Below are 19,723 nucleotides of genomic sequence, written 5' to 3'. Positions count from 1 at the left end.
TGTGCGCGACGAACATGGTTCGGAGTGGGGAACCGGCCCGCTGGAGGACAGGAAGATGCTCCTGCCGATGCTGTTAGGTGTCGCTTGGATCAGCCTCGCGCTGGCGCAGCCGGCGGCAGCGGGAGTGGACGCCGATACGCTCGTGCTGCCGCACGACATCGTGCAGCGAGCGGCATCCTTCGCCGATGACCTAGTCCTGCCTGATCGCGCCGAGGCGATCGATGCGCTTACCGCGCCGCGCATGGCGCTGCTGAAGCCGTCCGGCGACGGGCCATTTCCCGCGCTAGTGCTGCTGCATCAATGCGCTGGACTAAATAGTGCGGTTGCGGCTTGGGCGCGGCGGGCGGTCGCGCGAAACTACGCGGTTCTATTGCTCGATGCGTTCAGCGCGCGCGGCGTCACCAGCGTGTGCTATGGCCCGAAGGCCGGGGTCAATCTCGTGCGCGGCGCCAAGGACGCGTTGCAGGCGGCGCAGCATTTGCGCCAAAAGCCCTTTGTTGATCCCAAACGAGTTGCGCTGATCGGGTTTTCCTGGGGCGGGATGGTTGGCCTGTTGGCCGCGCGCCGGCACTATATAGACGCCTTCGGAACGGGACCGGGCTTTGCGGCCGTCGCTAGCTTCTATCCTGGCTGCTTCCGCATCAAGCCGACCGGCGGCCGCGACTACGAGCTGGTCGGCCCCGACATCGCCCAGCCGCTGCTGGTGCTGATGGGCGGCGCCGACACCGAGACGCCCGCCGCCGAATGCGTCGACAAGCTGACGCCGCTCAAGGCCGCCGGCGCCCCGGTCGCGTGGCACGTCTATGCCGGCACGACGCATTGCTGGGACTGCCAGCAGCTCGACGGGCGGAGCAAGACCGATGTCCGCGGCAACCACGTTGCCTACCGCTATCAGCCGGACGTGGTCGCGGATTCGGAGCGGCGGCTGTTCGCGTTTCTGGAGCGAAGCTGGGCGCGAAAGTAAGCGGGCGTCGCCGCACGATTGCAGCCTTTGCCGGTGCGTGCAAGATTGCCAGCCGTGAGGACAGGGGGGCAGGTGCTGAAGACCATCTCGACGCTGGCCGTCGGCCTGCCGCTGGTTGCGCTGACGACGGCGCTGGCCGCATCCCGCCTGTATCAAGGCCTGGCGATCGGACAGATCTCCACCCGCATCAGCGGCCTCGACACCGGCTACGCCCGGCTGATCAGCTTCGACAGCGACCCAATCCAGTTCACGCGCGCCCTCATCGCCGCCGCCCTTGTGGTGGCCTTCGGGCTGTTTGTATTCGCCGGGGTGATGGCGAAGGGTGGGCGGTGGTTCAGTCGCCGTCAATAGCCCTCGGTAGCCCGCATGAGCGCAGCGACATGCGGCGCGGGCTACGCTTCCTGATGCCTAGCCTGGAGATAAGTTAGCCGAAGCGTGGTCTTTGACATGCTGTCGGTCAGAAGAAGTGGCGATCGGGCCCGCGGCGCGGCAAATCCACCGTGACCATCCGCCCTTTTTGCGCTAGGCACGGCACGAATTTCCCCCGGAGCATCCCATGAGCCGCCGCGTCAAGAAACCTCTCGCCAAGCGTGGCCCCGACGGCGCGCGCGGCAAGCCGGCGCGCGCCGGGCTGGGCGCCAAGACCGGGAAGCCGGGGGCCGGCAAAGCTGTCGCGGGCAAGCCTGGCACCGGCAAGCCCGGTGGCGCCAAGCCGCCGCGCGATGCCAAGCCGTTGCGTGCCGGTGGGCCATCGAAGAGCTCGCGCGGCGAGGGCGCGGGGCGGCCGCCGCGGTCCGGCGACAAGCCAATTCGGTTCGGCGCGGGGCCGGCGCGCTCGTCGCGAGCGGCGGGCGAGGGCAGGCCGCGCGTGGCGCAGCCGGCGCCGGTCGAGACCCGCGAGCGGCCCGAGCCGGCCAAGCCCGACGCGCCGCTGCCGACCAAGGTCGAGACCGTCACCGTCACCGCCGACGAAAACGGCATGCGGGTCGATCGCTTCCTCGAAGCGCGGTTTCCCGGCCTGTCGTTCAGCCACATCCAGCGCATTGTCCGCAAAGGCGAGCTGCGGGTGAACGGCAAGCGCGCTGATTCGAAGGACCGGCTGGAAGAAGGCCAGAGCGTGCGGATTCCGCCGCTCAAGCTCGACACCCCGAAGCTGCCCGGGCATCTGTCCGAAGCCGAGCAGAAGACTCTGCAGACGCTGAAGGCGATGACGCTGTTCGAAGACGCCGACGTGCTGGTGCTGAACAAGCCGGCCGGCCTCGCGGTGCAGGGCGGCTCGGGCACCACGCGGCACATCGACCAGATGCTGGAAGTGCTGCGCGACGCTAAGGGCCAGAAGCCGCGGCTGGTGCACCGGATCGACAAGGAGACCGCCGGCTGTCTCTTGGTCGCCAAGACCCGGTTCGCTGCGACCGCGCTGACCGGCTCGTTCCGCCACCGCTCGGCGCGCAAGATCTATTGGGCGCTGGTCGCCGGCGTGCCGAAGCCGAAGCAGGGCCGGATCTCGACCTATCTGGCCAAGGACGAGAGCGAAGAGGATTCGATCATGCGCGTCGCCAAGCACGGCGACGACGGCGCCAGCCACGCGGTGACGTACTACGCGGTGGTCGAGACCTCGGGGCAGAAGCTGGCCTGGGTGTCGCTGAAGCCGGTGACCGGACGCACCCATCAGCTCCGCGCCCACATGGCGCATATCGGTCACGCCATCGTCGGCGATCCGAAGTACTTCAACATCGAGAACTGGCAGCTTCCCGGCGGCCTGCAGAACCGGCTGCATCTCTTGGCGCGCCGGATCGTGATCCCGCATCCGCGCGGCGGCGTGATCGATGTCTCGGCGCCGCTGCCGCCGCATATGCTGCAGAGCTGGAACCTGCTCGGCCTGGAGCACGACCGGTTCGATCCGATCGAACATGCGCCGGAAGAATGACGCCCCGGCGCCGCTTGCGGCCGCGCGCTGCGATGCCGACATGGCTAAGATGAAGCGACCCCACATCCTATTGGCCGCGGTTCTGGTCGTCGGCGCATGCGCCGGTCCCGCCGCCGCGCAGCTCATCATTCCGGGCACCGCGCCGTCGAGCATCACGCCGCCGCCGCCACCTCCGTCTGCGCCGCCGCCGGTGATTACCGTGCCGGTGGTGCCGAAGCTCGCCGATCCGCCGCCGCTGACGCACGAGCGGATCCAGCCGGCGCCGGATCTGCCGAAGGCGCAGCTGCGACGTGGCCGTTCCTTCGGCGACCGGATTCAGGACTGCCTGAACGACTCCACCGCGGCCCAGCTCAATTCGGCCGACCGCGCCGCGTATTCGCGCGCCTGTGCTCAACAGTAGTAGTTCGAGAAACCAAGATGCTTGATCTGTTCGACGAGGTGGCCGGCAAGTCGCCGCTCGATCCCAACGAAGCGGTGCGGCGCACCAGCCGGGCGCAACTGCCGAAGCGGTTCTACACCGAGGCCGGCGTTGCCGAGGAGAACGGCGGCTTCGCGGTGCGGCTCGACGGCCGCTCGGTGAAGACACCGTCGCGCAACGCGCTGGCGGCGCCGGATCGCGCACTCGCCGAAGCGATCGCCGCCGAATGGCAGGCGCAGGGCGAGACCATCGATCCGTCGACGATGCCGCTGACCCGGCTCGCCAACAGCGTGATCGACGGCGTTGCCGGCCGGATCGATGCGGTGACCGACGACATCGCCAAGTACTTCGGCTCCGACCTGCTATTCTATCGCGCCGAGCACCCGGAAGAACTGATCGCGCGCGAAGGCGCGCATTGGGACCCGGTGCTGTTTTGGGCCAAGGACGCGCTCGGGGCGCATTTCATCCTGGCGCAGGGCATCGTCCATGTCGGCCAGCCGGAGACCGCGCTCGCCGCGGCGCGCGCGGCGCTGCCGGCCGATCCCTGGCTGCTCGGCGCGCTGCATGTCGTCACCACCATCACCGGCTCGGCGCTGCTGGCGCTGGCGCTGGCGCATGGCCGGCTCGAGGCCGACCAGGTGTGGGCGGCGGCGCATGTCGACGAGGATTGGAACATCGAGCAGTGGGGCCTCGATGAGGAGGCCGCCGCGCGCCGCGCCGCCAAGCAGGCGGAGTTCGCCGCCGCCGCCCAGGTGATCGCGGCGCTGGGTTCCCGGAGAAGTTAACGACGGGTTTACGTCCCTCGCTTAGTCTGGGCGGATCGCACTCAGCGCAGCCGCCCGCAAAGGACAGCGATGGCGATTTCGGTCAATCCGAACCTTTCCCTCGTTGCGCTGCAAGGCGTGACCGCAGACGTGCTGCTGCAGCCCGGGTCGGTGCTGCAGGCCAAGGTGCTGTCGGTCGGCGATAACAACCAGGTTCGAATCGCGATCGGCGGCCAGACCGTCGAAGCCACCACGCAGGTGCCGCTGCAGGCCGGGCAGACGCTGCAGGTTTCGGTGTCGCAGACCGATGCCGGGGTGCGGCTCGCGATCGTCAATCAGCCGGTCACCACCACCACCGCGCAGGCGGCGATGGCGGCGTCCGGCGCCGCGATCGACAGTGTCACGCTCGGGCCGCAGGCGATCGTGCTGACCTCGGCGCAGGCGGCGCCGAGCATTGTGCCGACCACGACCCAGGCGCTGACGCCGCAGCAGGCGGCCGCGGTGGCGACCGCAGCCGAAGCCGCCGTGACGCAGCAGACCGGGCTGTCGGCGCTGTTCGCCAATCTCGGCGCGGTGGCGAATTCGGCCGGGCTGCCGGCGGCGGTGCGCGACGCCGCGGCGCAGGTGCTGGCACAGCAGCTGCCGACGGCGAGCCTGACCGGCGCGGACTTTCAGAAAGCGTTTCAGAATTCCGGAATCTTCCTGGAAGCCGCGCTGGCGAGCGGGACCGCCAGCGCCGGCGCCAGTACCGACCTGAAGGCGGCGCTGCTGGTGCTGCGCCAGGTGCTCAACACCGCGCTCGGGGCGGCGACCGCGCAGGCCGGCGGTACCACGACGACGCCGGTGCTGCAGGACGGGCAGGGTACCTCGCTGCTGGCGCTCACCGCCAAGCTCGAGGCCGAGGCCAATCTGCTCGGCGCCACCACTTCGACCGCCGCCGCGACGACCGCGAATGGCACCACCACCGCGCTGCCGCTGACCGCGTCGCCGACGCTGGCGGCGTCGGCCACCGCTGCGGGCGCGGCCGCAACTGCCAGCGCATCCACCTCCGAGCAATCGCTGGTGCAGAACGTGATCGCCCAGCTCACCGGCACCGCGACCTCGGCGACGGCGTCCACGGCGGAGGCCCAGACCGCGGCGACCAGCACCGCGGCGACGCTGAGCGCGTTGCAGCAGGCGCTGCAGGCCGATCCGCAAACCGCGGCGGTGCTGGCCAAGGCCGGGCTGAGCAATCCGGTGCTGCTGTCGCTGCTGCCGGCGCTGACCGGTAACCGGATCGGCAAGGACGACAGCGGCATCGCCCGCACCAACACGCCGCCGCCGCCGTTTCCCGGCGCACTGCCGGCCGCCCAGCCGGTGATGCCGGCCAATCTGACGCCGCACGCGCCGGTCGACGCCAATTTGCGCCGGATTCTGACCGAGACCGAAGGCGCGCTGGCGCGGCAGACGCTGCTGCAGGTCGCCTCGTTGCCGGATCGCACCGATGCGGCGCCGGCGCGGGTCGATGCCGCCCAGCCGCGCTGGGCGTTCGAGATTCCGCTTGCCACCCCGCAGGGAACGGCCGTGGCGCAGTTCGAGATTTCGCGCGACCGCGACGAGGCCGCGCAGCCCGGGACGTCGTCCGGGACGGTGTGGCAGGCGCGGTTTTCGCTCGACGTCGAGCCGGCCGGGCCGGTGCACGCCCTGATCTCGCTGCGCGGCGAGAAGACCTCGGTGCGGCTATGGGCCGAGCGCCCCGCCACAACCGCCCAATTGCGCGCCGGCGCCGCCGACCTCGGCCGCGCGCTCGCCCGCGCCGATCTGGCGCCCGGCGATATCGTGGTGCGCGACGGCGCGCCGCCCGCGCCACGCCCGGCGGTCGCCGGCCATTTCCTGGACCGCGCGCTGTGACCACAACAGACACCAAGAACCCGCTCGCGATCGCACTGCACTACGACTACGCTGGGGCCCCGCGCGTGGTCGCCAAGGGCAAGGGCGTGCTCGGCGCCAAGATCATCGAAGTCGCCAAACAGCACGACATCCCCATTGAGGAGAACGAAGTGCTCGCCGGCGCGCTGTCGCACGTCGAGCTCGGCGACGAAATCCCCGAGGAGCTGTACAAGGCGGTGGCCGAAGTCCTGGCCTTCGTGCTGCGGCTGTCGGGGCGCGGCCCGGTTCGCTGAGCCTCAGCGCGGCTGCGCCGGCGCCTTGCCGATCGGGCCGAGATGGGTGAAGCGGAAGCCGGTCTTGTATTTCAGGCCGTAGCCGAGCGCCCGGTCGAAGCCGATATGGGCCAGCCAGATCATCGCCACCGTGCCGGCATAGGGCACCACCAGCACGATCCCGGCGATCGCCAGCAGCAGCGGCCCGATGGTCGAATGCAGCACGTTGTAGACCACCGCGCCGACTTTGGGCCCGGCCAGATAGCCGAGAAAGCCGAGGTCGGGCGCGAAGAACAGCAGCGCATACAGCTCCCAGGGTGCGTCCGAGATCACATAGAACAGCGTGCAGCCGGCAAACACCGCCAGCCCCTCGGCCCGCAGCACGGTCAGGATGCCGCCGCTGGCCACGGACGGATCGGCGGAGGGCAGGGCGGCGGTCATCGGTCGGCTCCAGCTGGCGGCCCCGCGATATACAGGGCGGACAGGCGAAGCCGCCATCGCGGTTTCGCATCCGGCCGATGCAGATTTGGGGGCGGTGTCGGGGTGCCGTCCTCCGGTCTCGGCCGAACCGGCTCAGGACACGCCAAAAGGGCTAGGCCGGTTCGGTCCAAGGCGGTTTCCTCCTGCGAGGCGCCCTGCTAGAAGGCCTTGATTGTTGCGGTGAAAAGGGCAAAACCTCCGCACGCCCAACCAAGAAAACAAAACCGGCTTATTGATCATGAAGCACATCCTGGAAGCATTGGACGAACGGCGCACGGCAGCCAAGCTCGGCGGCGGCGAAAAGCGCATCAATGCGCAGCACGCCCGCGGCCGGCTCACCGCACGCGAACGGATCGACCTGCTGCTCGACAAGCATTCGTTCGAGGAGATGGACATGTTCGTCCAGCACCGCTCGACCGAATTCGGGATGGCGAAGACCAAGATCCCCGGCGACGGCGTCGTCACCGGCTGGGGTACGGTCAACGGCCGCAAGGTGTTCGTGTTCGCCAAGGACTTCACCGTGTTCGGCGGCTCGCTGTCCGAGACCCACGCGGCGAAGATCACCAAGATCCAGGACATGGCGCTGAAGGCGCGGGCTCCGATCATCGGCCTGTACGACGCCGGCGGTGCCCGCATCCAGGAGGGCGTCGCGGCGCTCGCCGGTTACTCCTACGTGTTCCGCCGCGTGGTGCAGGCCTCCGGCGTGATCCCGCAGATCAGCGTCATCATGGGCCCGTGCGCCGGCGGCGACGTCTATGCGCCGGCGATGACCGACTTCATCTTCATGGTGAAGAACACCAGCTACATGTTCGTCACCGGCCCCGACGTGGTGAAGACGGTGACCAACGAAGTCGTCACTCCGGAAGAACTCGGCGGCGCGTCGGTGCACGCTACCAAGTCGTCGATCGCCGACGGCGCATTCGAGAACGACGTCGAGACCCTGCTGCAGATGCGCCGGCTGCTCGACTTCCTGCCGGCGAACTCCTCCGAAGGCGTGCCGGAATGGCCGAGCTTCGACGATATCGAGCGTGAGGACTTCTCGCTCGATACGCTGATCCCCGACAATCCGAACAAGCCCTACGACATGAAGGAGCTGATCCTCAAAGTCGTGGACGAGGGCGACTTCTTCGAGCTGCAGGACACCTTCGCCAAGAACATCATCACCGGCTTCGGCCGCATCGCCGGCCGCACGGTGGGCTTCGTCGCCAACCAGCCGATGGTGCTGGCCGGCGTGCTCGACTCTGACGCCTCGCGGAAAGCGGCGCGGTTCGTGCGGTTCTGCGACAGCTTCAACATTCCGATCGTCACCTTCGTCGACGTGCCGGGCTTCCTGCCGGGCACCGCGCAGGAATATGGCGGCCTGATCAAGCACGGCGCCAAGCTGCTGTTCGCATTCTCGCAGTGCACCGTGCCGCTGGTCACCGTGATCACCCGCAAGGCCTATGGCGGCGCGTTCGACGTCATGGCGTCGAAGGAAATCGGCGCCGACATCAACTACGCCTGGCCGTCGGCGCAGATCGCCGTGATGGGCGCCAAGGGCGCGGTCGAGATCATCTTCCGTCAGGACATGGACGATCCAGAGAAGATCGCGGCGCGGACCAAGGAATACGAGGACCGCTTCCTGTCGCCGTTCATCGCCGCCGAGCGCGGCTATATCGACGACGTCATCCTGCCGCACGCCACCCGCCGCCGCATCGCCCGCGCGCTGGCGATGCTGCGCGACAAGAAGATGGAAATTCCGCAGAAGAAGCACGACAACATGCCGCTGTAACGGCATCGGCTCGTTCGAGTTTGCAAAAGGGCGGTGATCGCGACACGATCACCGCCCTTCGTGTTTGAAGGGGCCGCGAAGCTCCTCGCCCGGCTGATTTGACGGTCCAACCAGGATGCCGACTTATAAGGTCGCAGCCATCGGCTCAGATGTCTGGTATCCGTGCGCATCGTCAGGCCTAGATGAAATGATGTCCGGATGAGAATTCTGATTTTTGGCTTGGGCTATTCGGCCAGCTACATCGCCCAGCATTTGCAGGGCGCCGGGACCGAGGTCACTGCAACCGTCAGAACAACCGCCAAGGCCGAAGAGTTGGGCCGGCGCGGGATCACTGGGCGGGTGTTTTCATCCTCTTCTATCGATCCGCTGATCGCTGATGATATCAAGTCGAGCGACGCCATTCTGTCGTCGATCCCTCCGAATGAATCCGGCGATCCGGTTCTCGCGTCCTTCGCTGGCGCGATCACCAGTGAGTCCAGGCCGCGGTGGATCGGGTATCTTTCGACGATCGGCGTGTACGGTGACCACCTCGGCAATTGGGTCGATGAAACAACGCCTGCGACGTCGGAAAAACCCCGCTCGCAACTCCGGATCGCCGCCGAGAAGGCCTGGCTGGCGTTGGGCGCGCAGGTCTTTCGTTTATCCGGGATCTACGGCCCGGGCCGAAACCAACTGGAGAAGCTCGCAGCCGGAACGGCGACGCGCATCATCAAGCCCGGCCAGGTCTTCAATCGAATTCACGTTGCCGATATCGCGGTGGTGGTCGCCGCGTCACTGTCGCGGCCGCGACCCGGCGCCATTTACAATGTGACCGACAACGAGCCGGCACCGCCGCAGCAGGTCGTCGAATTCGCCGCGGACCTATGCGGACGAACACCGCCTCCCGAAATTGCTTTCGAGCGCGCCGAGCTGTCTCCGATGGCGCGCAGCTTCTATCTGGAGAATTGCCGGGTCCGCAACGATCTGATCCGCACAGAGTTGGGAGTTACGTTGGCCTATCCATCCTATCGGGAAGGGCTCTCGGCTTTGCGAGCGCTCGGCGAGGGGCCAGCTTAGTGGTCGGGAGAGCTTTGAGAGTGAGGCTCCGCGGCCCGTCTAAGCTGGTTGAGCCGCGTCCTGGAGCCGAATTCGGGACTGTGCTGCCTTATAGGTGGACAAGCAAGCGTAGCCTGGATGAGCGAAGCGACATCCAGGTGTGGCGCTCCCGCATGTCGCTGCGCTCATGCGGGCTACCGATTTAGGCCGCTCTCGACTTGATTGGCTTGATCCGCCTTAGTTCGTCGGCGCTGTTGTCTTCCGCGACCTCCAGATCGTACTGCGCTTGGATGTTCATCCAGAAATTCGGCGTCGTGCCGAAGTATTTCGCCAGCCGCAGCGCGGTGTCCGCCGTTACTGGGGTTTCCTGCCGTGCCAGCCGTTCGATGCGCGTGCGCGGTACGCCGCAGGCTGCGGCGACGGCGTAGGGCGACAGGTTCATCGGCAGCAGAAACTCCTCGCGGAGAATTTCGCCGGGGTGAACAGGGGATAGTTTCTTCGTCATCGTGGACCCACGCTAGCACGTGCAGCCTGGATGAGCGAAGCGACATCCAGGTGTGGCGCTCCCGCATGTCGCTGCGCTCATGCGGGCTACTGATTCAAACTACGCGTTTCAAGATTTGCACGACCGGCCAGACCTCATCATGAGGAAAGCGCGAATTGCCGTCTTGAACTATGTGCCGCGGGTCCATGCGTGGCCGCATCCTTCGAGACCTTGGCTCCTTGTATTCGTGCGACCCGCTCAGGAGGAAGACCAATTACCCAGGGAAGGGCCAAATCCGCGTCGACCAATCAAGAAGCGGTTGAGGGGCCCCAGGGCAGATGGGGACGTTGCCTCAAATGCGAGCTAAGCGCAGGCCTGTTGCGCAGAGTCTGGGCATCGGGGCCGGCGGCGGCTGAGCCGGAGGGGCGTTATCTAAGGAATTTCTCGGGGAAATGCGCCTAGCCGGAGCCGTCAGGCGCTGGCACGGCGATTGCTTAGTAAGTTCCGGTCAACGACGACCGCCGTCCGAGAATTGCCAAGCCGGTGTCCGGCAGACAGCAATGGGACAGCTCTCCCGCCGATGGAGAGCCGCGGTGTCGTCGAGGCTCCGCCCCTTGTTGCTTCCTCCGCTTGTGCGTTCCGACGCGGCCTTTTCAGCAGCAAACGGAGCACGGAGCAGATGTCCTACCTCGCGCCTTCTGAATTCGTCACCAAGATGGTCGACGCTGGCGAGTCCAAGATCTTCATGTCGACCCGCGACACGGTGATCCGCGCCTATATGGCCGGCGCCATTCTGGCGCTCGCCGCGTGGTTCGCGGTCACGATCAACGTCAACACCGGCCAGCCGCTGATCGGCGCACTGCTATTCCCGGTCGGCTTCACCATGCTGTATCTGCTCGGGTTCGATCTGCTCACCGGCGTATTCGTGCTGTCGCCGCTGGCGTGGCTCGATAAACGTCCGGGCGTCACGATCGGCGGCGTGCTGCGCAATTGGGGCCTGGTGTTCGTCGGCAACTTCGCCGGCGCGCTGACGGTGGCGTTCCTGATGGCGTTCGTCACCACCTTCGGCTTTACGCAAGATCCCGACAAAGTCGGCACGGTGATCGGCAATATCGGGGAGGGGCGGACGCTCGGCTATGCGGCGCATGGCGCGGCCGGCATGGCGACGCTGTTCTTCCGCGGCATGCTGTGCAACTGGATGGTCTCGACCGGCGTGGTGATGGCGATGATCTCGACCACGGTGCCGGGCAAGGTGCTGGCGATGTGGATGCCGATCCTGGTGTTCTTCTACATGGTATTCGAGCACTCGGTGGTGAACATGTTCCTGTTTCCGTCGGGCCTGATGCTGCACGCCAAGTTCTCGATCCTCGACTATCTGGTTTGGAACGAGATCCCGACCGTGCTCGGCAATCTGGTCGGCGGGCTCGCCTTCACCGGGCTGACACTCTACACCACCCACGTCCGCACCGCGGCGAAGCGCCGGATCGAAGCCGTTCCGGCGCCGCGCGTCGCGGCGTAAGCTGATCGCCTCCGGGAGCTTCGCCCGGTCCGGGTGAAGCTCTCGTTTTCTTGGGTCGCAGCAGGGCGCATGGCGCAGCAGCTCACAGTCTCGATCGGGCAAGCGTCGTCGCCGGGGCGCAAACCTGTCAATCAGGACTTCTATGGCGCGCTGATCCCGGCCGAGCCGCTGCTGACCACCAAGGGCATCGCGCTCGCGCTCGCCGACGGCATCTCGTCGAGCGACGTCAGCCAGGTCGCGAGCGAGTCTGCGGTCAAGAGCTTTCTCACGGATTACTACTGCACGTCGGAAGCCTGGTCGGTGAAGTCGTCGGCGCAGCGGGTGATCGCGGCGACCAACTCATGGCTGCATGCCGAAACCCGGCGCAGCGATTATCGCTACGATCGCGACAAGGGCTATGTCTGCACCTTGAGCGCGGTGGTGCTCAAAGGCGCGGCAGCGCATCTGTTTCACATCGGCGACAGCCGGATCTACCGGCTGGCGGGCGCGTCGCTGGAGCAGCTCACCGAGGATCACCGCGTTCGGCTGTCTGCCGAGCAGAGCTATCTGGGCCGCGCGCTCGGCGTCAATCCGCAGGTCGAGATCGACTATCTGGCGGTGCCGGTCGTCCCCGGCGACCTGTTCGTGCTGGCGACCGACGGCGTGTATGAGCATGTCACGCAGCGCTTCGTCGTGCAGATCTTGCGCGGACATGCCGACGATCTCGACGCCGCGGCGCGGGCGATCATCGGCGAGGCGTTCAACAACGGCAGCGACGACAATCTCACCGTGCAGCTGGTGCGGATCGAGACCGTGCCGGATGTGGACACGATCGATCTGTTCGGCCGGGCGGCCGAGTTGCCGCTGCCGCCGCCGCTCGAGCCGCGCGCTGAATTCGATGGATATCGGATCCTTCGCGAGCTGCACGGCTCGAGCCGCAGCCACATCTATCTCGCCAGCGATCTCGCCACCGAAGAGCTGGTGGCGCTGAAGATCCCCTCGGCCGATCTGCGCGACGATCCGGACTATCGCAAGCGTTTCATGCTGGAGGAATGGGCGGCGCGGCGGATCGACAGTCCGCACGTGCTGAAGCCATGCGCGGTGCAGCGGCCCCGCCGCTATCTTTACGTCGCCTTCGAGTACATCGAAGGCCAGACGCTGGCGCAATGGATGATCGACCATCCGCGCGCGGAGCTTGAAACCGTCCGAGGCCTGATCGAGCAGATTGCCAAGGGGCTCTACGCTTTCCACCGCAAGGAAATGGTGCATCAGGATCTGCGCCCGGCCAACGTGCTGATCGACCGCAGCGGCACGGTGAAGATCATCGACTTCGGCTCGGTGCGGGTCGCCGGCGTCGCCGAGCTGGGACCGGCGGGGGGCGACGAGCTGCTCGGCACGGTGCAATACATGGCGCCGGAATATTTCGTCGGGCAGAGCGGTTCGGCGCTGTCGGATCAGTTCTCGCTCGGGGTGATCGCCTATCAGATGCTGACCGGCCGGCTGCCCTATGGCGCCGAACTGGCGCGCGCCAACCAGGCGCTGAAATCCCGCAAGCTGCGCTACAGCCCGGCCGCCGACCACAATCCCAAGGTGCCGGTTTGGGTCGACCGCGCGCTGCAACGCGCCGTCAGCCTGGAGCCTGCCAGGCGCTATCCGGCGCTGTCGGAATTCCTCCACGACCTGCGGCATCCGCGGGCCGACTATCTCGACGCCCGGCCGCAGCCGCTCGCCGCGCGCAATCCGCTATTGTTCTGGCAACTGTTATCGGCGCTGCTCGGATTGATGGTCGTGGCGCTGCTGGCGCGGCTGCACGGCGGCATCTGAGCGATCGCGCCGCGTCTGGAGCGATATTGAACAGGCTGCGGTTCTCGGGCAAGCTTCGCCGCCTTCAATCATCCAGGCTCACCGTTCATGCTCCGCATTGCCGTTCTGTGTCTGATCGCGATGGTCGCCGCCGCCAGCGGCGCGCGCGCCGCCGACACCGAGAAGCTGCTGCTGTCATCCCCCAAGGGCTTCAAGGTGGCTGCCGAAGCCAGCAACGCCAAGGAAAGCACCACGGTGCTGGTGCCGGGCAGCGAGAATATCGCCAGCGCCAGCACGCGGATCACGGCGCAGACGCTGTTCAAGCAGACCGACCAATCACCCGAGGCGTTTCGCGAGGCGAGCCAGAAGAAGGCCGCAGCGGAATGCCCCGGCGCGCGGTTCGAGCAGCTGCGGCACGGCAATGAAAACCTGTATCCGATGGTGATGTGGAGCGAGAGTTGCCCGCAGGCCAAGGAGGCCGGCAAGCCGGCGCTGACCTGGTGGAAGGCGGTGCAGGGCCGCGAGAACTTCTATGCGCTGCGGATGACCGCGGCCGCCGAGCCGGATGCCAAGCAGCGCAAGCTGTGGACTCGTTTCTTCGAAGTGACGCGGGTCTGCGACAGCCGCGTTCCCGGCCAGCGCTGTACGACCAAATAACCGGGCGGGCGGCCGGCCGATCGGGTGCGGCTTTGATGCCGGACATGGCGGGGTCATCATCGGCGGCCTATAACGTCGTCACCGGGGCAAGGACGCGTGCATCGACATGACTGTACCGTGGCATCTCGTTGCGCTGGCTTTCGCCGTCTGCCTCTTCGTTGCGGCACCCGGGTTCCGGCGCGTCTATTACTTCGTCAGCCTGTGCTATGCGGGCGCGATCGCGGCGCAGAGCCTGGTGTTCGCACTGCTATTCGCCACCACCATCTCCGGCTGGGTGACGTTGCAGCTTCTGCTGCTGCTGGTGTACGGCGTGCGGCTCGGCGCGTTCCTGGCGGTGCGCGAGCGCAATCCCGCTTATGCGGCCGAGCTCGCCCGCGCCGAGCGCCGCACTGCCGAGCTGAAGCTGTGGCATCAAATCGCGATCTGGCTCGGCGTCAGCCTGCTGTTCACGCTGTTGTTCCTGCCCGCGCTGCTGACGCTGTCGCTACAGGCGCAGGGGGTGTGGCCGGTGTCGACGCCGCTCGGCGTGATGATCATGGCGGTGGGGCTGTGGGTCGAGAGCCTCGCCGACTGGCAGAAGTATCGCTACAAGGCCGAGCACCCGACGCATTATTGCGACACCGGGCTGTATCGCCTGGTGCGTTGTCCGAACTATCTCGGCGAGATGGTGTTCTGGTTCGGCGTGTGGTTCTCGGGCCTGTCGGCCTATGGCTCCGGCGCGGCCTGGGCGCTGTCGCTGCTCGGGATGCTGTACATTCTGGCGCTGATGACGGCCGCATCCGCGGGGCTCGAGCGCAAGCAGGACGAACGCTACGGCGATCGGCCGGACTATCAGGCGTACGTTCGGACCGTGCCGATCCTGTTTCCGTGGGTGCCGCTCTACACCTTGCGCAAGCTGCTGATCCGGTTTCGCTGAACTTGGCCGGACTCACAAAAAAGCCCCGCGCGAGCGGGGCTTTTCGTGAGCGATGCGAGGCCGATCAGAACCGGCGGAAGCAGCGGCCGTGACGCCAGGCGTAGCCGGGAGGGCAGGCGCGGGGCGCGACGACGCGCGGCGGCACCACGACCGGACGGCCATAGCCGGGGCGGGCATACATCGGACGGCAGCGGCCCATCGGACCACGCGCCCAGCCCGGACCGCAGCCTTGCGCGACCTGGATCACGTCGCCGGTCGCGGGCGAGCCCAGCGGCGCCAGCGGCATCGCATTGGCTGCACCGGCTCCCACCAGCGTCGCGGCGAACAAGGCGGCGGCAAAGATCTTCTTCATTTGTCGGTTCTTCCCTTCACTGGCCGATCAGCGGCTCTGTGACCATCGCGGCCGCTTCGATCCGAAGGCAGCCCGCGTGTTACTCGTCCCCAGATTTCGTTTAGCCGATTCGGTCTGAACACGGCATGAATGCAGCCGCACCCGTCTGCACGCTGCCGGACACAGCGATGCGGCGAACGACTTGCGCCGTCGCCGCATCTGCTCACAGTGAAGTTGCGAGCGAGCTGTTAGTTGGCGTTGCCGCTGCTCGGGGCCGCGCGGGGAGCGGGGGCTGCGCCGGTGGTCACGCCGTTCTGCGCGTTCGGATCGGCGCCGCGAGGCGTTACGTCGCGAACGCCGGGCGGCACCGGCGGCGCGTTGTGCGCATCGGTCTGGCCGGGGGGCGGCGGTGAGGTCTGGGTCGCGACGGACGGATTGTTTGGATCGGTCGACGGCCCGCTCATGCCATAGAACACGGCGGCGAACACCAGCACGATCGCGACGGCGAACAGCGCGAGCCGCCCGGACGTCACCGGGCCTTCGCGCATCTCCGGATCGGCCTGCAACTGCGCATCGAGCTGCGACGGCGTGCGGGGATCGTCGGGCGCCGTGTCGCGCCGGTAGGGATCGTCAGGATTGCGTTGCGCCATGGAGTCCTCCTTTCGGCTTCCTCCACCAATCCATCGCCTAACCTTCCGTTCCCGCGCCGCCCTTGGTTCCCCGGCCGAATCACGATCACCACCGATGGAACGTGTTGCGGTGCACCGGACATGATCGTTCGCCGAGCCGCGACGTGGCGGCACTTCATGCAAGCGGGATGCGGCTTTTGAGACATCAAAATGCGAACAGGCGGAATGCCTTGAACGCGCGGCTTTTTGTGGTGCGCGAGGCGGAAAAACCAGCTTAGACTGTTTCGAAACAGAGACCGCTTCAGCGGCCGAATGGCCCTTGCGGTCCAATGCCTTTCGCGAGGGCCGGATGGGAATCGACCAGGGACCGATCAGTCTCGATCAGAAATACACGCAGCACTCAGGACACGTCTTCCTCACCGGCATCCAGGCGCTGGTGCGGCTGCCGATGGCGCAGGTCCGGCGCGACCGCGCGGCCGGCCTCAACACCGCCGGCTTCGTCACCGGCTATCGCGGCTCGCCGCTCGGCGGCTACGATCAGCAGCTCGTCGCCGCGCGCCATCATCTCGAACAGTACAACGTCAAATTCCAGCCGGGCGTGAACGAAGACCTAGCCGCCACCGCGATCTGGGGCACGCAGCAGCTCAATCTGTCGCCCGGCGCCAAGTACGACGGCATCACCGGCATCTGGTACGGCAAGGGTCCGGGCGTCGATCGCTGCGGCGACGTGTTCCGCCATGCCAACGCCGCGGGTTCGGCCAAACACGGCGGCGTGCTGTGTCTCGCCGGCGACGATCATGGCGCCAAGTCGTCGACCGTGCCGCATCAGTCCGACCACGCCTTCATCGCCGCGTTGATGCCGTATCTGTATCCGTCGTCGATCCACGAGATGATCGAGATGGGGCTGCTCGGCATCGCGATGTCGCGTTACTCCGGCTGCTGGGTCGGCATGAAGGTGATCACCGAGACGGTGGAGACCACCGCGGAGATCAATCTCGCCGACGAGATGAAGCCGTTCGTGATTCCGACCGACTTCGAGATGCCGCCGGGCGGGCTCAATCTGCGCTGGCCGGATGATCGCTACGACCAGGACCGCCGGCTGCAGGACTACAAGGGCTTCGCCGCGATCGCATTCGCCCGCGCCAACAAGGTCAACCGCATCACCATGGATTCGCCGAACGCGCGGTTCGGCATCATGGCGTCCGGCAAGAGCTACGAGGACGTGCGCCAGGCGCTGCGCGAGCTCGGTGTCGACGAGCAGGTCGCCGCCCGGATCGGCCTGCGGCTGTACAAGATCGGCATGCCGTGGCCGCTGGAGCCAGAAGGCGTGCAGGAATTCGCGCGTGGGCTCGAAGAGATCTTCGTCGTCGAAGAGCGCCGCGAGATCGTCGAGAACCAGGTCAAGCAGCTGTTGTTCGGGATGCGCGACCGGCCGCGCGTGATCGGCAAGATGGACGATCACAACCATCGCTTCCTGCCGTTCGCGGAGGAACTGAGCGTCGCCAAGGTCGCGACCTCGATGGTCGACCGGCTGCTGGCGATGGAGATCGATCCGACGATCGCCGAGATGCTGCGCGCCAAGGCCGACTGGTTCCATGGCCGCGACGCCTCGCAGGTGCAGGCGGTGGTGCCGATCGCGCGCACGCCGTATTTCTGCTCGGGCTGTCCGCACAACACCTCGACCAAGGTGCCCGAAGGCAGCCGCGCGCTCGGCGGCATCGGCTGTCACTTCATGTCGCTATGGATGGATCGCTCGACCGAGACCTTCACCCATATGGGCGGCGAGGGCGTGCCGTGGACCGGCATCGCGCCGTTCACCGACGAGAAGCACATCTTCGCCAATCTCGGCGACGGCACCTACTTTCATTCCGGCAGCCTCGCGATCCGGCAGTCGATCGCCTCGAAGGCCAACATCACCTACAAGATCCTTTACAATGACGCGGTCGCGATGACCGGCGGTCAGCGTCACGACGGCGATCTGTCGCCGCAGCAGATCACCTACCAGCTGCATTCCGAAGGCATCCGCGAGATCTATCTGGTCTCTGAAAATCCCGAGGCCTATCCGGCCGACACCATCGCGCCGGGCGTGCATCTGCGCCACCGCGACGAGCTCGATGCGGTGATGAAGGAATGCCGCGAGATCAACGGCACCTCGGCGATCGTGTTCGTGCAGACCTGCGCGGCGGAAAAGCGCCGGCGCCGCAAGCGCGGCCTGATGGAAGATCCGGCGCGCCGGGTGATGATCAACGCCGCGGTATGCGAAGGCTGCGGCGATTGCTCGGTGCAGTCGAACTGCATTTCGGTCGAGCCGCTGGAGACCGAGCTGGGCCGCAAGCGCGCCATCAACCAGTCGACCTGCAACAAGGATTACTCCTGCCTCAAGGGCTTCTGCCCGTCCTTCATCACCATCGACGGCGGTAAGCTGCGCAAGCGCGCGGCGGTCGATCTCGGCGATCTCGGTTCGTTGCCGGAGCCGTCAACGCGGCCCGGGCTGGATAAGCCCTACAACGTCGCGGTCGGCGGCGTTGGCGGCACCGGCGTGCTGACGATCGGCGCGCTGCTCGGCATGGCGGCGCATATCGAAGGCAAGGCGTCGATGATCCTCGACATGTCGGGCCTGGCGCAGAAGGGCGGCGCGGTGCTCAGCCACGTCCGGCTGTCGGACAAGCCGGAGGACGTCACCTGTTCGCGGATCGTCACCGGCACCGCCGACGTGCTGATCGTCGCCGACGAGGTGATGGCGATCTCCAAGGAGACGCTGTCGCTATGCGAAGCCGGCCGCACCCACGGCGTCGTCAACACCCATCTGATCCCGATCGCCGACTTCATCCGCAACCGCGACTTCGATTTCCAGACCCGCAAGGTCAACAGCGTGCTCGAAGCGGCGCTGCGCAAGGACTCGGCGTTCCTCGATTTCACCAAGGCGGCCGAGACGCTGCTCGGCGACTCGATCGCCACCAACATGATGATGATGGGCTTCGCCTATCAGCAGGGTCTGTTGCCGCTGTCGGCGACCGCGATCGAGCAGGCGATCGAACTCAACGGCGTGTCAATCAAGATGAACACCCAGGCGTTCCGGCTCGGCCGGCTCGCCGCCGCCGATCCGGCACGGCTGGCCTCGCTGCTGCACGGCGCCGATCATGCCACCGCCGGCAAGACCCAGGGCGAGATGTCGCTGGACGAGATCATCGCGCATCGCAGCGCGCTGCTCACCTCGTATCAGGGCAAGCGGCTGGCCAAGCGCTACGCCGACCTGGTCGCCAAGGTGCGCAGCGCCGCGGAGGCCGGCGGCTACGGCGAGGCGCTGCCGCGTGCGGTGGCGCTGAACTACGCCAAGCTGCTCGCCTACAAGGACGAGTACGAAGTGGCACGGCTGCTGACCGAGCCGGGCTTCGAACAGCAGATCCGCGATCAGTTCGAAGGCGACTACAAGATCAGCTTCAACCTCGCGCCGCCGATCCTGCCCGGCATCGATCTCACCGGCCGGCCGAAGAAGCGGCAGTTCGGCGAGGCGATGCGCCCGGTGTTCCGGACGATGGCGAAGTTCAGCTTCCTGCGCGGCACGCCGCTCGATCCATTCGGCTATCACCCCGAGCGCAAGCTGGAGCGAAAACTGATCGCCGACTACGAGGCGGATGTCGCCAGCGTGCTGCAGCATCTGTCGCCGGCGACGATCGACACCGCGGTGGAGCTGCTCGCGATGCCGGACCGGATTCGCGGCTACGGCCCGATCAAGCAGAAGTCGGTGGACGACACCGCGCCGCGGTTCGCCGAACTCCGCGCCAATCTGCGCGCCCCGCAACCCGCGCCGCCGCGGCAGATGGCGGCGGAGTAGGTCGTTCGCAGTTTATCCGCGTCATTGCGAGGAGCGCAGCGACGAAGCAATCCAGCAGCCCGGTGCATTG

General features: G+C 66.7%; 18 protein-coding genes. 14 read left to right on the top strand and 4 right to left on the bottom strand.

Annotated elements, in window-relative coordinates; translation table 11 throughout:
• Positions 1-55: 55 nt before the first annotated feature.
• The 7 genes from VRZ08_RS12630 to VRZ08_RS12600 all read left to right on the top strand — a co-directional run bounded on the left by VRZ08_RS12630 (position 56) and on the right by VRZ08_RS12600 (position 6,235).
• A complete protein-coding gene (locus VRZ08_RS12630) occupies positions 56-964 on the top strand; it encodes a dienelactone hydrolase family protein (protein WP_414532749.1) in 909 nt (302 codons plus the stop codon).
• Positions 965-1,036: 72 nt separating this feature from the next.
• Complete coding sequence (locus tag VRZ08_RS12625) at positions 1,037-1,315, top strand: hypothetical protein (RefSeq protein ID WP_414532747.1); 279 nt, start codon at positions 1,037-1,039, stop codon at positions 1,313-1,315.
• Positions 1,316-1,520: 205 nt separating this feature from the next.
• The gene (locus VRZ08_RS12620) at positions 1,521-2,891 is read left to right on the top strand and encodes an RluA family pseudouridine synthase (protein WP_414532746.1); all 1,371 of its coding nucleotides are present in this window, start codon (positions 1,521-1,523) and stop codon (positions 2,889-2,891) included.
• A gap of 40 nt (positions 2,892-2,931) precedes the next feature.
• Entirely contained in the window at positions 2,932-3,291 is a 360-nt protein-coding gene (locus VRZ08_RS12615) for a hypothetical protein (protein ID WP_414532745.1), read from the top strand.
• 17 nt (positions 3,292-3,308) lie between these two features.
• Entirely contained in the window at positions 3,309-4,094 is a 786-nt protein-coding gene (locus VRZ08_RS12610) for an ATP12 family chaperone protein (RefSeq protein ID WP_414532744.1), read from the top strand.
• A gap of 69 nt (positions 4,095-4,163) precedes the next feature.
• Entirely contained in the window at positions 4,164-5,963 is a 1,800-nt protein-coding gene (locus VRZ08_RS12605; RefSeq protein ID WP_414532743.1) for a flagellar hook-length control protein FliK, read from the top strand.
• Positions 5,960-6,235, top strand: coding sequence for an EscU/YscU/HrcU family type III secretion system export apparatus switch protein (locus VRZ08_RS12600; RefSeq protein ID WP_107356109.1), 276 nt, complete (start codon positions 5,960-5,962; stop codon positions 6,233-6,235). Before VRZ08_RS12605 ends, VRZ08_RS12600 begins: the two co-directional genes overlap by 4 nt.
• Positions 6,236-6,238: 3 nt before the next feature.
• Here VRZ08_RS12600 and VRZ08_RS12595 read toward each other — a convergent pair whose 3' ends face one another.
• On the bottom strand, positions 6,239-6,655 hold the full coding sequence (locus VRZ08_RS12595; RefSeq protein ID WP_107356108.1) for a DUF4260 domain-containing protein: 417 nt from the start codon (positions 6,653-6,655) through the stop codon (positions 6,239-6,241).
• A gap of 277 nt (positions 6,656-6,932) precedes the next feature.
• Here VRZ08_RS12595 and VRZ08_RS12590 point away from each other — a divergent pair, with 277 nt between their 5' ends.
• Positions 6,933-8,465: an acyl-CoA carboxylase subunit beta gene (locus VRZ08_RS12590; RefSeq protein ID WP_107345049.1), complete on the top strand. Its 1,533-nt coding sequence runs from the start codon at positions 6,933-6,935 to the stop codon at positions 8,463-8,465.
• A 198-nt stretch (positions 8,466-8,663) separates the two neighbouring features.
• A complete protein-coding gene (locus VRZ08_RS12585) occupies positions 8,664-9,521 on the top strand; it encodes an SDR family oxidoreductase (RefSeq protein WP_414532742.1) in 858 nt (285 codons plus the stop codon).
• A gap of 181 nt (positions 9,522-9,702) precedes the next feature.
• Here the strand turns inward: VRZ08_RS12585 and VRZ08_RS12580 are convergent, their stop codons facing one another.
• On the bottom strand, positions 9,703-10,005 hold the full coding sequence (locus tag VRZ08_RS12580) for a HigA family addiction module antitoxin (protein ID WP_263988876.1): 303 nt from the start codon (positions 10,003-10,005) through the stop codon (positions 9,703-9,705).
• Positions 10,006-10,663: 658 nt separating this feature from the next.
• On the opposite strand from VRZ08_RS12580, the gene VRZ08_RS12575 reads away from it, so the two are divergent.
• The 4 genes from VRZ08_RS12575 to VRZ08_RS12560 all read left to right on the top strand — a co-directional run bounded on the left by VRZ08_RS12575 (position 10,664) and on the right by VRZ08_RS12560 (position 14,858).
• Entirely contained in the window at positions 10,664-11,503 is an 840-nt protein-coding gene (locus VRZ08_RS12575; RefSeq protein ID WP_107356105.1) for a formate/nitrite transporter family protein, read from the top strand.
• Positions 11,504-11,572: 69 nt separating this feature from the next.
• On the top strand, positions 11,573-13,306 hold the full coding sequence (locus tag VRZ08_RS12570; RefSeq protein WP_414532741.1) for a protein kinase domain-containing protein: 1,734 nt from the start codon (positions 11,573-11,575) through the stop codon (positions 13,304-13,306).
• An 87-nt stretch (positions 13,307-13,393) separates the two neighbouring features.
• The gene (locus VRZ08_RS12565; RefSeq protein ID WP_414532740.1) at positions 13,394-13,942 is read left to right on the top strand and encodes a hypothetical protein; all 549 of its coding nucleotides are present in this window, start codon (positions 13,394-13,396) and stop codon (positions 13,940-13,942) included.
• 106 nt (positions 13,943-14,048) lie between these two features.
• A complete protein-coding gene (locus VRZ08_RS12560) occupies positions 14,049-14,858 on the top strand; it encodes a DUF1295 domain-containing protein (protein WP_414532739.1) in 810 nt (269 codons plus the stop codon).
• 64 nt (positions 14,859-14,922) lie between these two features.
• Here VRZ08_RS12560 and VRZ08_RS12555 read toward each other — a convergent pair whose 3' ends face one another.
• Together VRZ08_RS12555 and VRZ08_RS12550 are read right to left on the bottom strand one after the other, a co-directional pair.
• Entirely contained in the window at positions 14,923-15,210 is a 288-nt protein-coding gene (locus VRZ08_RS12555; RefSeq protein ID WP_107356101.1) for a GCG_CRPN prefix-to-repeats domain-containing protein, read from the bottom strand.
• A gap of 227 nt (positions 15,211-15,437) precedes the next feature.
• Positions 15,438-15,839, bottom strand: coding sequence for a hypothetical protein (locus tag VRZ08_RS12550; protein WP_119019173.1), 402 nt, complete (start codon positions 15,837-15,839; stop codon positions 15,438-15,440).
• Positions 15,840-16,167: 328 nt separating this feature from the next.
• Here VRZ08_RS12550 and VRZ08_RS12545 point away from each other — a divergent pair, with 328 nt between their 5' ends.
• Positions 16,168-19,653, top strand: coding sequence for an indolepyruvate ferredoxin oxidoreductase family protein (locus VRZ08_RS12545; protein WP_414532738.1), 3,486 nt, complete (start codon positions 16,168-16,170; stop codon positions 19,651-19,653).
• The last annotated feature ends 70 nt before the right edge of the window (positions 19,654-19,723 follow it).

The sequence above is a fragment of the Rhodopseudomonas sp. G2_2311 genome, from assembly GCF_047501505.1.
Lineage (GTDB): Bacteria > Pseudomonadota > Alphaproteobacteria > Rhizobiales > Xanthobacteraceae > Rhodopseudomonas > Rhodopseudomonas palustris_H.
Note: the sequence above shows the minus strand (reverse complement) of the source record. Positions and strands in the feature narration are given on the sequence as shown.

Excerpts from the sequence above, each read along its gene's own strand:
- VRZ08_RS12630 (WP_414532749.1), top strand. The coding sequence starts at position 56 with ATGCTCCTGCCGATGCTGTTAGGTGTCGCTTGGATCAGCCTCGCGCTG.
- VRZ08_RS12605 (WP_414532743.1), top strand. The coding sequence starts at position 4,164 with ATGGCGATTTCGGTCAATCCGAACCTTTCCCTCGTTGCGCTGCAAGGC.
- VRZ08_RS12610 (WP_414532744.1), top strand. The coding sequence starts at position 3,309 with ATGCTTGATCTGTTCGACGAGGTGGCCGGCAAGTCGCCGCTCGATCCC.
- VRZ08_RS12545 (WP_414532738.1), top strand. The coding sequence starts at position 16,168 with ATGGGAATCGACCAGGGACCGATCAGTCTCGATCAGAAATACACGCAG.
- VRZ08_RS12585 (WP_414532742.1), top strand. The coding sequence starts at position 8,664 with ATGAGAATTCTGATTTTTGGCTTGGGCTATTCGGCCAGCTACATCGCC.
- VRZ08_RS12570 (WP_414532741.1), top strand. The coding sequence starts at position 11,573 with ATGGCGCAGCAGCTCACAGTCTCGATCGGGCAAGCGTCGTCGCCGGGG.
- VRZ08_RS12550 (WP_119019173.1), bottom strand. The coding sequence starts at position 15,839 with ATGGCGCAACGCAATCCTGACGATCCCTACCGGCGCGACACGGCGCCC.
- VRZ08_RS12595 (WP_107356108.1), bottom strand. The coding sequence starts at position 6,655 with ATGACCGCCGCCCTGCCCTCCGCCGATCCGTCCGTGGCCAGCGGCGGC.
- VRZ08_RS12555 (WP_107356101.1), bottom strand. The coding sequence starts at position 15,210 with ATGAAGAAGATCTTTGCCGCCGCCTTGTTCGCCGCGACGCTGGTGGGA.
- VRZ08_RS12575 (WP_107356105.1), top strand. The coding sequence starts at position 10,664 with ATGTCCTACCTCGCGCCTTCTGAATTCGTCACCAAGATGGTCGACGCT.
- VRZ08_RS12560 (WP_414532739.1), top strand. The coding sequence starts at position 14,049 with ATGACTGTACCGTGGCATCTCGTTGCGCTGGCTTTCGCCGTCTGCCTC.
- VRZ08_RS12620 (WP_414532746.1), top strand. The coding sequence starts at position 1,521 with ATGAGCCGCCGCGTCAAGAAACCTCTCGCCAAGCGTGGCCCCGACGGC.
- VRZ08_RS12615 (WP_414532745.1), top strand. The coding sequence starts at position 2,932 with ATGGCTAAGATGAAGCGACCCCACATCCTATTGGCCGCGGTTCTGGTC.
- VRZ08_RS12580 (WP_263988876.1), bottom strand. The coding sequence starts at position 10,005 with ATGACGAAGAAACTATCCCCTGTTCACCCCGGCGAAATTCTCCGCGAG.
- VRZ08_RS12590 (WP_107345049.1), top strand. The coding sequence starts at position 6,933 with ATGAAGCACATCCTGGAAGCATTGGACGAACGGCGCACGGCAGCCAAG.
- VRZ08_RS12565 (WP_414532740.1), top strand. The coding sequence starts at position 13,394 with ATGCTCCGCATTGCCGTTCTGTGTCTGATCGCGATGGTCGCCGCCGCC.